Source organism: Mesorhizobium sp. M1A.F.Ca.IN.020.03.2.1, assembly GCF_004023205.1.
GTDB lineage: Bacteria > Pseudomonadota > Alphaproteobacteria > Rhizobiales > Rhizobiaceae > Mesorhizobium.
Genome location: NZ_RZSV01000196.1, coordinates 1 through 11,010, shown reverse-complemented (window position 1 = coordinate 11,010; position 11,010 = coordinate 1). Strand labels below are relative to the sequence as shown.

At 63.5% G+C, this 11,010-nt stretch carries 9 protein-coding genes; 2 read left to right on the top strand and 7 right to left on the bottom strand.

What is annotated here, in order from left to right:
* Positions 1–139: 139 nt before the first annotated feature.
* Positions 140–1,465, bottom strand: coding sequence for an FAD-binding oxidoreductase (locus tag EOA79_RS24605; RefSeq protein WP_095801055.1), 1,326 nt, complete (start codon positions 1,463–1,465; stop codon positions 140–142).
* A gap of 223 nt (positions 1,466–1,688) precedes the next feature.
* On the opposite strand from EOA79_RS24605, the gene EOA79_RS24600 reads away from it, so the two are divergent.
* Complete coding sequence (locus EOA79_RS24600) at positions 1,689–2,165, top strand: Lrp/AsnC family transcriptional regulator (protein WP_066989429.1); 477 nt, start codon at positions 1,689–1,691, stop codon at positions 2,163–2,165.
* Positions 2,166–2,213: 48 nt separating this feature from the next.
* Here the strand turns inward: EOA79_RS24600 and EOA79_RS24595 are convergent, their stop codons facing one another.
* Positions 2,214–3,155: a LysR family transcriptional regulator gene (locus tag EOA79_RS24595; protein ID WP_127334715.1), complete on the bottom strand. Its 942-nt coding sequence runs from the start codon at positions 3,153–3,155 to the stop codon at positions 2,214–2,216.
* 73 nt (positions 3,156–3,228) lie between these two features.
* On the opposite strand from EOA79_RS24595, the gene EOA79_RS24590 reads away from it, so the two are divergent.
* Positions 3,229–5,304: an NADH:flavin oxidoreductase gene (locus tag EOA79_RS24590; RefSeq protein WP_095825760.1), complete on the top strand. Its 2,076-nt coding sequence runs from the start codon at positions 3,229–3,231 to the stop codon at positions 5,302–5,304.
* Between the two features lie 28 nt (positions 5,305–5,332).
* Here the strand turns inward: EOA79_RS24590 and EOA79_RS24585 are convergent, their stop codons facing one another.
* The 5 genes from EOA79_RS24585 to EOA79_RS24565 form a co-directional block, all read right to left on the bottom strand.
* Complete coding sequence (locus EOA79_RS24585) at positions 5,333–6,988, bottom strand: ABC transporter ATP-binding protein (RefSeq protein ID WP_095825759.1); 1,656 nt, start codon at positions 6,986–6,988, stop codon at positions 5,333–5,335.
* A complete protein-coding gene (locus EOA79_RS24580; protein ID WP_066989179.1) occupies positions 6,985–7,836 on the bottom strand; it encodes an ABC transporter permease in 852 nt (283 codons plus the stop codon). The genes EOA79_RS24585 and EOA79_RS24580 overlap by 4 nt, the downstream gene beginning before the upstream one ends.
* A complete protein-coding gene (locus EOA79_RS24575) occupies positions 7,833–8,783 on the bottom strand; it encodes an ABC transporter permease (RefSeq protein ID WP_066989177.1) in 951 nt (316 codons plus the stop codon). The genes EOA79_RS24580 and EOA79_RS24575 overlap by 4 nt, the downstream gene beginning before the upstream one ends.
* Before the next feature lie 86 nt (positions 8,784–8,869).
* On the bottom strand, positions 8,870–10,480 hold the full coding sequence (locus EOA79_RS24570) for an ABC transporter substrate-binding protein (protein WP_095825758.1): 1,611 nt from the start codon (positions 10,478–10,480) through the stop codon (positions 8,870–8,872).
* 63 nt (positions 10,481–10,543) lie between these two features.
* Positions 10,544–11,010, bottom strand: a 467-nt coding sequence (locus EOA79_RS24565; RefSeq protein ID WP_164893935.1) for an HAD-IA family hydrolase, incomplete at its 5' end; no start/stop codon positions are given.

Sequence of the window (11,010 nt, the reverse complement as noted above, 5' to 3'; positions counted from 1 at the left end):
GGCTGTAGGCCCGAGGATGTCGGCCGGTTTCGCGGGCAGGCCCCCATCCGGCCTGCCCCCATCGGCGCCTTTCTTCGGGAGAGCTGATGCAATCCGGAGGGTTCACCTGCCAAGCGATGTCGGAATGTCGCGTTTGAAACTAGAAGTCGGCGACCTTGCCCCACGCCGAAGCATCGAAACGCCGCGGATCGTAGGATTTCGGATCGACGATCGGCTCCAACCCGGTGACAAGATCGGCGACGAGGTGCCCGGCACCGGGTCCGATGCCGAAGCCGTGACCCGAAAATCCGGCAGCCAGGAAGAAGCCTGGAACGGCGTGTATCTCGCCGATGGCCGGCACGCCGTCCGGGGTGCTGTCGATGTAGCCCGCCCAGGCCGCGCTGATCTTCGTCTGCCGCAGCGCAGGCAGCAGCTCGAGCGCGCGGGCATGGGTCAGGCGGATGGTCGCCTGATCCGGCATCGGATCGAGGATACGCATCCGCTCCATCGGCGTCGGCCGGTCGAGCCGCCAGCGTTGGAGCGTTTCGTGGCCTGAGCGCACCCCCTGCAACCCGCCGGGCGCGAGGCTGCGCCAGCGCTTCAGGAACATGGGGACGAACTGCGAAGCGAAGCGCAGCTGCTGCGGCGTCACGTCGACGCGTCCGCGCCCGCTTATGGCGAGGGTGTAGCCGCCGTCACCGCGCCGCGTCGCCGAGATCTTTGCCGTGTGCAGCGCATCCGGCAAGCCCCCCGCGCCGGGCGAGACGGACAGGATGGAGGAGCGGATCGAGGCCTGCGGAAACCGGAAACCGAACTGGCGGCAAAAGGAGGACGCCCAGGCGCCACCGGCCAAAACCGCCGCTTTCGTCCGGATCGTACCGCTTTCCGTGATCACGCCGCTCAGGCGACCGCCCTCGGTCTCGATACCGCGCGCGGCGCAATTCTGATGCACCGTGCCGCCAAGCTGGAGGATGGCGCGGGCGACCGCTGGCGCGGCCTGCGACGGATCGGCGGTCCCGTCGGTCGGCGAGAAGACGCCGCCTTTCCAGGTCCTGCCGGTGGCGCGGCCCCGCTCGCTGGCCTCGGCGCTGTCGAGCATGTGCGTGGTGACGCCCGCCGTTCTGGCGAAGTCACGCCAGCGCGCCCAGCCGGCCAGTTCCGCCTCGTCATTGCTGAGATAGAGCAGGCCGCAGCGGCGAAAGCCGGTGTCCTGGCCGCTTTCTGCCGCAAAGCACTCCCAGAGATCGAGGCTGCGCGTCGCCATCGGCAGTTCGCGGGCGTCGCGGTTCTGCTGGCGACACCATCCCCAGTTCCTGCTGGATTGCTCGGCGCCGATGCGTCCTTTTTCGACAAGCGCGACCTTCAAGCCGCGCCTAGCCAGGTAGTAGGCCGCGAAGACGCCGACGATGCCTCCGCCGATCACCACCGCATCCGCGGATTGCGGCAGTTCGCCGGATGTCTCGATCTGTTGCAGCGGCGCGCGCATGGTCCTCTCTCTGCTTCGAGGCTCGAATCTAGCGCGTTGCGCAGGCAGCCGCTGCCGCAGTTATGCTTCAGGCAGAATTTTATTCCGTAGCGCGCAATGAAATCGAGAGTCCCTGCGTGTCAGAGCAGGCCCATCGGATAGACAGGCCTGCGGGCTGTGGTAGTGTCACGGCTAGAGAAGTGGCGGCATTTTGTGCTGTGGCTTGCGTTCTTCGGAGATGGACGTGAAACTGGATCGGATCGACATCAAGATTCTGCATGAATTGCAGAAGAACGGCCGCATCACCAATGTGGAATTGGCCGAACTGGTGCACCTGTCGCCGAGCCCGTGCCTGATGCGGGTCAAGAAGCTCCAGTCGGAAGGTTATATCGAGGGCTATTCCGCGCAGGTCAACATCGGCAAGCTCGGCCAGACACTGACCGTGTTCACCGAAATCACCTTGAAGAACCATCGCCAGGTGGACTTTGCCCGCTTTCTCGCCGTCGTCGAGAAGATCGATCAGGTCATCGAATGCCACCTCGTGTCGGGCGGTTACGACTATCTGATGAAATTCGTGACCGCCGGGATTGGCGAGTACCAGACGATCATGGAGCGGCTGACCGATATGGATATCGGCATCGACAAGTATTTCAGCTTCGTGGTGCTGAAGTCGCCGATCGTCAAATCGCACATGCCGCTGCCCAGCCTGTTTCCCATGTAGTCAGCGGGTAGCTGTGCCGGGCGCTGCAGTTGTCTGCTGCGGTCCGGGCTACAGGACCCCGGGCTGCAATAGTGCGCGCAACGCTTTCAACTCGGCTTGCATCTCGGCGATCATCCAGGCGCGGATATCGGAGACGATCGGCCGCACTGGCCGTGAGCGAGGTGCAATCAATTCATGGATCCGTCCGGTGTTGATCTGCCTGTCCGAGGCCGGAACGAGCGTTGCCTGAAGCAGTGCCCTTGAGACATTGCTGAGCCAGCCGAGCGCCACGCCTTCTCCGTTCATCGCGGCTTGAAGCACGACCGCGTAGTCCGAGAATTCGAGCCATTTCGCCCTGCTGGTCTTGCGGTGGGCTACGCTGCCCCAGGCGTCCAGCCACTGCTCCTTGGCGTCGGTGAGATGAAGCAGGATATGACCTTCGCCGTCCGAGTCATGGTTCAAGCGGCCGTGGTGCGACAGATAGGATGGGCTGCACACCGGAACGATGATTTCCGGCGAGAAGGCCCAGCGGTGATAGTGGGTGTCGTCGTCGGCCAGGATTCTGGTGGCAAGCTCGACATTCTCGGCGGGTCCTCGCAGAACGCCGGCGATGAGTTCGAACCTCAGGTCCACGTCGGGAAATCGCGTGTTGAACGCCGTTAACCTCGGAACGAACCAGTGCGTAGCGAGAGAGCTCGAGAGCGAAAGGGTAACCACCGGCTTTGCGGCACTGTTCCGCTTGATCGTGCCGATCGCCTCCTCGATGCTGTCAAATCCTTCCCGTACAGCCGAATAGAGGGCGCGCCCCTCCGGGGTCGGGGACAATCCCGTTGGACCGCGCGTGAACAGAGCCACGCCGAGATCGACCTCCAGCTGAGCGATGCTGCGGCTGATCGAGGGTTGCGTGACGTTGAACTCGCGCGCTGCGGCCGTGAAACTTCCTGAACGGACAGCGGCCTCGAAAACGAGGAGTCCGCGTGCGGATGGAACGAGTTTTGCGAAGCCAGCCATACGCCAAGCGTATAGCCGCCCCAACAATTTTCAAGCTTTCCTGCAGTCCTGCAAATCGCGAACTATAACCCTCATGAATGGTTCGGAGCAGCATGTGCCGGCAGCGGCATTCCAAGCGGGGAGCACATCCGGCGATCCACTGCTTCAGCCGTTTCGGCTCAAGGGTCTAACGCTGCGCAACCGCGTCGTCAGCACCAGTCATGCCTCAATGCTGGACGAGGGTGGCCTGCCGCTCGAGCGCTATCAGCGCTATCATGAAGAGAAGGCGCGCGGCGGCCTGGCGATGACTATGGTCGGCGGCTCGGCTATGACGTCGCCCGATTCGAGCTGGGGCGGCGGTCAGCTGGATCTTTCCAGCGATAGCATCATCCCCCATCTCCAATCGCTGTCGCAGCGAATTCATCGCCACGGCGCGACGGTCATGTGTCAGGTCTCGCATCTCGGCCGGCGCGCTACTGCCTATGCCAGTCACTGGTTGCCCCCGGTTGCGCCGTCACGCGTCCGCGAGACGCGAAACCGGAATTTCCCCAAAGAAATGGACGCCGCGGACATCGACAGGATCGTCAAGGACTACGCCAGTGCCGCCAGGCGCTGCGTTGACGGCGGCCTGGACGGCGTCGAGACCGTCACCGGCGGCCATCTGATCGGCCAATTCCTGTCGCGCAGAACCAACAGGCGCACGGACGCTTTCGGCGGCTCGCTGGAAAACCGCGCGCGCTTCGGGCTGATGGTTCACGAAGCGATCCGCCGCGCGGTGGGCGACGACTTCGCCGTCGGGATCCGCTTCGTGATCGACGAGGCGGTCGACGACGGATCGGATTTCGAGGAAGGCCTTGCCTTCGCCCGGCTGTTCGAGCGCGAAGGCCATGTCGATTTCTTCAACTGCATCTTCGGCCGTATGGACACCGACTTGTCACTGGCCGAGCAGAATATGCCCGGCATGTTTATCAGGAGCGCGCCGTTTCTGCCGTTGGTTGGGCAGTTCAAGCGGGAAACCAGGCTGCCGGTCATCCACGCCGCCGCCATCAGGGACGTAGCCACGGCGCGGCACGCGATCCGCGCAAACCTTGTCGATCTGGTCGGCATGACCCGGGCGCATATTGCCGACCCGCATATCGTCAACAAGGTGATGCGGGGCGAAGAAGACCGCATCCGCCCGTGCATCGGCGCGTCCTACTGCCTGTACAAGAAGGTCCATTGCATTCACAACCCCGCCAGCGGCCATGAAACGACCGTCAGCCACATCATTGACCGGACCGAAACGCCGAAACGGGTGGTCGTCGTCGGCGGCGGTCCGGGCGGAATGGAGGCGGCCCGGGTCGCCGCCGAGCGCGGGCACAGCGTGACCTTGTTCGAAGCCGGGGCCCGGCTCGGCGGGCAGGTGCTCGTTGCGGCCTCGGCTTCCGACCGCAAGGATCTGTTCGGTATAGTCGACTGGCGCATCGACGAAGTCGCGCGCCTCGGCGTAGACGTCCGTCTCAACACCTATGCGGACGCAGATGGAGTGCTTGCCGAGAAACCGGATGCCGTTATCGTCGCCACAGGCGGCATCCCCGACATGGAGTGGCTGGAGGGCGCTGAACATTGCGACAGCGTCTGGGACATCTTGACCGGGGTCGTGCCTGCGAAGGCCGATGTGCTCATCTACGATGAGACTGGACGCCAGGCCGCCATATCCTGTGCCCTGCATCTTGCCCGCCTGGGACATGCGGTCAGCGTGGCCATGGCGGACGACACCCTGGCGATCGAGACACCCTATCCGGACCGGGTCAGTTTCCGCAAACTCGCGTCCGAACTCGGCATCCGCGTCGTCGGCGATCTGCGGCTCATCAAGGCAGCGCGCCACGGCAACGGCATCGCCGCCCGGTTCCGGCATGAGCTCACCGGTGCAGAAACGGAAATGACCGCGGCCCAACTCATTGTCGAGCGCGGCACGGCACCTATGGAAGATATCTACCAGGAATTGCGTGCCCGCTCCGCCAATAAGGGCGTCACCGACATCGCGCTCATGACGGGAGTGGCGACAAAGGGGGTGCAAGGGCTCCAAGCTCCAGGATCCTTCGTCCTGCACCGCATTGGAGACGCGGTCGCCAGCAGGGACATCTACTCGTCAATCTATGAGGCCTACCGGCTCTGCTCGCAACTGTAGTCCGGCGAATCCCCTACGGTCAGTTTGGTCAGCGGTGGCCGTACTGGCTGACCAGCTCGGGGTCGCGGACGAGGCCGTCGAGCCAGGTCGGATCGAGCTTCGGCACGGAGGAGAACAGAAGTTTGGAATAGGGGTGCGTGGGCGACTTGACGTTGTCGGGCGTGATCTGCTCCACCCGCTCACCATTGTACATGACCATGATCTCGTCGCAGATGGCCTCGACGACGGAGAGGTCGTGGCTGATGAAGATATAGGAGAGCCCCAGCTCGCGCTGCAGCTCCTTGAGCAGCTCGATCACGGCGGACGCTACAACCGTGTCGAGCGCTGAGGTGATTTCGTCGCAGATGATGAGCTTCGGACCGGCCGCCAGCGCGCGCGCGAAGTTCACGCGCTGCTTCTGGCCGCCCGAGAGCTCCGAGGGATGACGGTAGCGCAGCGACCTCGGCAGGCGCACCATGTCGAGCAACTCGTCGACACGCTTCGAGCGCGCCTGCCTGTCGAGCCCGTGATAGAAGGCCAGCGGTCGCGAGATGATGTCCTCAATGGGCTTGGCGGGATTGAGCGCGGTATCGGCATACTGGAACACGATCTGCATCTCGCGCAGTTGGTCGCGAGTGCGTTTCCGGGCGGCGCGCTCCAGTGCCTTGCCGTCGAAGACGATATCGCCGGTCGCCGCTGGATGAATGCCCGCGATGGCGCGCGCCAGCGTCGATTTTCCGCAACCGGACTCGCCGATGACACCGAGATTGCGGCCCTTCTCCACGATCAGGCTGACGGAATCGACCGCGCGGATAACCGGCTGCCCGTCACGTTTCACCGGGCCGTATCCGGCTATCAGATTGTCGATGCGAAGCAGCGGTTTTGGTCCGGAATCTTCATCGGCCCGTATCTGCCTCGACTTCGGCTCGAAAGCGGCCAGCAATTCCCGTGTATAGGGATGCTGGGCAGCCGAAAGGATTCCGGCCGTCGTGCCGGTCTCCTGCACCTCGCCGCCCTTCAGCACCACGATGCGATCTGCGATCTGGGCGACCACCGCGAGGTCGTGGGAAACATAGACTCCCGCTATCCCGCCCGCCTTCATCACCGACTTGAATGCTTTGAGCACGTCGATCTGGGTCGTCACGTCGAGTGCGGTCGTCGGCTCGTCGAAGATGACCAGCTTGGGATCGCCGATCAGCGCCATGGCGGCCGCCAGCCGCTGCAATTGCCCGCCTGAAACCTGGTGCGGATAACGGGCGCCGATACCGTCCGGATCAGGCAGCGACAAGGCCCGGAACAGCTCGACCGCGCGCTTTCGCGCCTGCTCGGGTGGCATCAGGCCGTGGATGCGCGTGACTTCGATCACCTGCTCCATGATGGTCGACGAGGGGTTGAAGGCGGCGGCGGCGCTTTGCGGAACATAGGCGATGTCGGTGCCGCGCAACCTGGCGCGTTCCCGCTCGGTAAGCGCAGCCATGTTCTTGCCGTTGACATTGATCTCGCCGCCAGTAATCCGGCAGCCGGGCCGCGCATAGCCCATGAGGGAGAGCGCCACCGTCGTCTTGCCGGAGCCGCTCTCGCCGATCAGGGCGACGATCTCGCCATCGGCGATGTCGAGGCTGACGCCCTTGATGATTTCGACCAGACGTCCGGCGTCGGTCTTTGCCTCGATCCGAAGGTTTCTGACCTCGACGAGATTGGTCATGCGTCCCGGTCCCTGATCTTCTGCGGCAGGTTGTCGATTAAGAGGTTGACGCTAATGGTCAGGCTGGCGATCGCCAGCGACGGCACGATGACGGCCGGGGCCGCGAAGGGCAGGCCGCCGATGTTCTCGCGCACCAGCGCGCCCCAGTCGGCTAAAGGCGGCTGCAGACCGAGCCCGAGGAAGGACAGGCCGGAGAGCAAAAGCACGATGAAGACGAAGCGCAGGCCGAAGTCAGCAAGCACAGGCCGGATGATGTTCGGCAGGATCTCGGAGCCGATGAGATAGATAGTGCTCTCGCCGCGGACGCGGGCGACGGTCATGAAATCCATGGTGTTGATGTTGACGGCAAGCGCCCGCGCGAAGCGGTAGGCGCCCGGGATGTAGATGACGGCGAGCGTCAGGATCAGCACCGGGATCGATGAGCCGACCGCGGCGACGACAACAAGGCCGAACAGCTTGCTGGGGATGGAGTTCATGGCGTCGAGGAAGCGGCTGAGGCAGGTATCGAACCAGCCGCCGGTGACGGCCGCGATCATCCCCAGCACGACCCCTGAAAAGCAGGCGATCGAGACGGCGGCAAGCGATATGCCGACGGTGTAGCGTGCTCCCATGAGAACCCTGGAGAGCATGTCACGCCCTAGATAGTCCGAGCCGAGCCACAGGCCCTGGCGCATCGGGCCGAAATAGTCGTCGTCGACGATATCGCCGATCGGATGGGGAATGATGTAGGGCGCGAAGATCGCGACCAGCGTCCACGCCAGAATGACCAGCGAGGCCACGACGCCCACGAGGTTGTAGCTGTGGCCCAGGAAGGACCGTCGGGAGGATGCCGCGCGCGCCACTGTCATCTGAGCCTCGGGTTGGACATGATGGCGACGATGTCGGCGGCCGTGATGAGCAGGAGATAGCCAAGGCAGAAGATCATCGCGCAGCTCTGGATCAGCGGCAGGTCGCGGGTCGCGACCGCATCGACCATCAGCTTGGCGATGCCGGGATAATTGAAGATCGTCTCGACGATGATGACGCCGCCGACCAGATAGGACAACGAGAGCGCGACCGCGTTGACGATCGGCCCAAGCGCGTTCGGAAGGGCGTGCTTGAGCACCATGCGGCTGCGCGAGGCGCCTTTGAGAAGCGCCATCTCGACATAAGGCGTTGAGAGCGTTTCGATCACCGCGGCGCGCGTCATGCGGATCATTTGGGCCGAGATGACGAAGGTGAGGGTAATCACCGGCATCGAATAGATGCGCACGAGGTCGGCAAGCGAGTGCGCCTCGTTGACCGAAGACAACGCCGGCAGCCATTTCAGATAAACGGCAAAGAGCAGGACGGCGAGGGTCGCGACCATGAATTCCGGCACGGAGATCACGCCGATCGAAAGCACGGTGACGGTGCGGTCGTAGACGGAGCCGCGCAACATGGCGGCGGTGATGCCGAGCGTCAGCGCCAGCGGCACCGAGATCAGCGTGGTGATGCCGGCGAGCTTCATGGTGTTGACGAAGCGCCCGCCGATCAGGGCCGCGACCGGCATTTCGTTGGCGTAGGAGGTACCGAGATCGCCGTGGAGCAGACCGACAAGCCAACGCAGGAAGCGCAGGATCGCCGGATCGTTGAGATGCATGGCCTCGCGCAGGCCGGCGACCGCCTCGGGCGTCGCCGCCTGCCCAAGCAGGATCGACGCCGTGTCGCCCGGCAGCATGCTGGTGGCGAAGAACACGGCGAACAGGACGATCAGAAGGGTGACGATCGCGATCGCCAGCCGCTTCAGCACGAGGTTTAGAACCCCAGACTTCATGGAAGCTCCCTGCGGTTGCGTTCGGCCAAACAATCTTGCGCAATGCAGTGCAGGGGACCGGCTGACCGGTCCCCTGCAGGCGCCTCTTAGGCTTCGAGCCAGAGGTATTCCGCCATTGCGTACCCCATCATGCCACCGAGCGGGTTCGCCTCCAAACCCTTCACCTTGCTGGAGAGGGCATCGACGTTGGAGATGTAGGCCGGGATGATGGTGCCTGCTTCCTCGGAGATCATGGTCTGCATCTGCCCGTAGATCTCCTTGCGCTTGGCCTGGTCGAGGAGGCCGCGCGCCTCGACGAGCAGCTTGTCGAACTTCTCGGACTTGTACTGGCTTTCGTTCCAGGGCGCGTTGGAGGCGTAAAGCAGCGAGAACAGGATGTCCGGCGTCGGGCGCGGATTGATGTTGCCGAAATGGACAGGCGCCTTGAGCCAGTAATTGTCCCAGTAGCCGTCGGATGGGACCCGCTGAACGTCGAGCTTCATGCCGATTTCCGCGCCGGCGGCCTGGATGATGACCGCCATGTCGATCGACGAGGTCGCGGCGTCCGAGGCGACCACCGGAATGGACTGGCCGAGCAGGCCCGCCTTCTTGAAGTGGAACTTCGCTTTGTCCGGATCGAAAGTCTTCGGCTTGAGGTCCGCATTGTGGAAGATGTTCGCCGGCGAGACGGGCTGGTCGTTGCCGATTTCGCCGAGGCCGCGCAATGCCGATTTCACGATCTGCTCGCGGTTGACGAGGTATTTCATGCCGGTCACGAAATCGGCCTTGCTGCCCGGATCCATGTCGAGCCGGATGTTGAGGTCCGTATAGTTGCCCGAGGTCGTCTTCGACAGTTCGAAGCCCTGCTGGCTCTGCAGCAGCTTCATTGCGCGCGGATTGATCGCGGCAGCAAAATTGATATCGCCGGAAAGCAAGGCGTTGACCCGGGCGCTGTCGTCGCTGATGGCGATGAATTCGAAGGAGTCGAGATAGGGCTTGCCCGACTTCCAGTAGTTCTTGTTCTTGGTGACGACCGAACGGACGCCCGGTTCGAACGTCTGCAGCACGAAGGCGCCTGTGCCGTTGCCCTTGGAGAAGTCGGTGGTGCCGTCGGCCACGATCATGAAGTGGTGCAGCGCCAGGATGGTCGGAAGGTCGGCATTCGGATCGGCCAGGGTGATTTCGACCGTCGATTTGTCGACCGCCTTGAAGCCGGTCATCTGTGCGGCGATCTTGGCGACCTTGGAGCCGACCGCCTTGTCGAGATGGCGCTTGAGCGAGAAGACGACGTCGTCAGCCGTCAGGTCCTTGCCGTCGTGGAAGGTGACGCCCTTGCGCAGCTTCACCGTCCAGGTCTTTGCGTCTTTGCTGTCGATGCTTTCGGCCAGTTCCATCTGCGTCTTGCCATCCTTGTCGAGGAAGGTCAGACGGTTATAGAGCGAGCAACACCGGACATAGTCGGTGGAGAGCGATGCCTTTGCCGGATCGAGCGTGTCGGCCGTCGATGACGACCAGCCGGCCGCCTTGAAGTTTCCGCCGGAGACCGGCGTGGCGGCGACGGCCTGCGTGGCACGGCCAAGCACAACGCCGCCCGCGGCAACCGCGGCGCCGCCCGCCAGCAGCATCTTGAGGAGTTCGCGGCGGCTCGCGCCTCGCCGGATGGCGTTTTCGACCATCGCATCGTCTGCTCCGGTCCAGTTGGTGATCTTGTCGGTCATGTCATTCCCCTTTCGTTGGTTGGTCAGGACGCGCGTCTTGCTGCGGCTTTTCCGGGCTTGGGTTCAGGTTCGTTCTTTCATGCTCTCCCGCACGGCCGCCGCAAATGCGGCCATCGAGGTGAAGTGGTAGTCCGGCACGGTGAAGCGCTCGGGCTCGATCGTGCCGCCATAGCCCTTCTGGGCATGACGGCGCTCGATCCAGCAGTTGGTCATGCCGAGCGCCCGGGATATGCCGATGTCGTGATGCTGGCTTTGCGCGACGTGCAGGATGTCGTCCTTGCTGTCGCCGCGCGACGCCACGAAATCGAAGACTTTCTGGAAAAAGGCGGGATCCGGTTTTTCCGTGCCGGTATCGTCGGCAGTGAAGGTGGCAAAAAAGGGCGATCCGAGCTGCTTCTCGAAATGGTCGAGAGCCCAGCGCCGGGCATTGGTCATGGCAATCAGCTTATGAGACGTCGCAAGGTCGGCCAGCGCCGCCCTGCTGTCGGAGAAGCCCTGCCAGACGCTGGCCGAGTCCCGCAGGCGGGCGC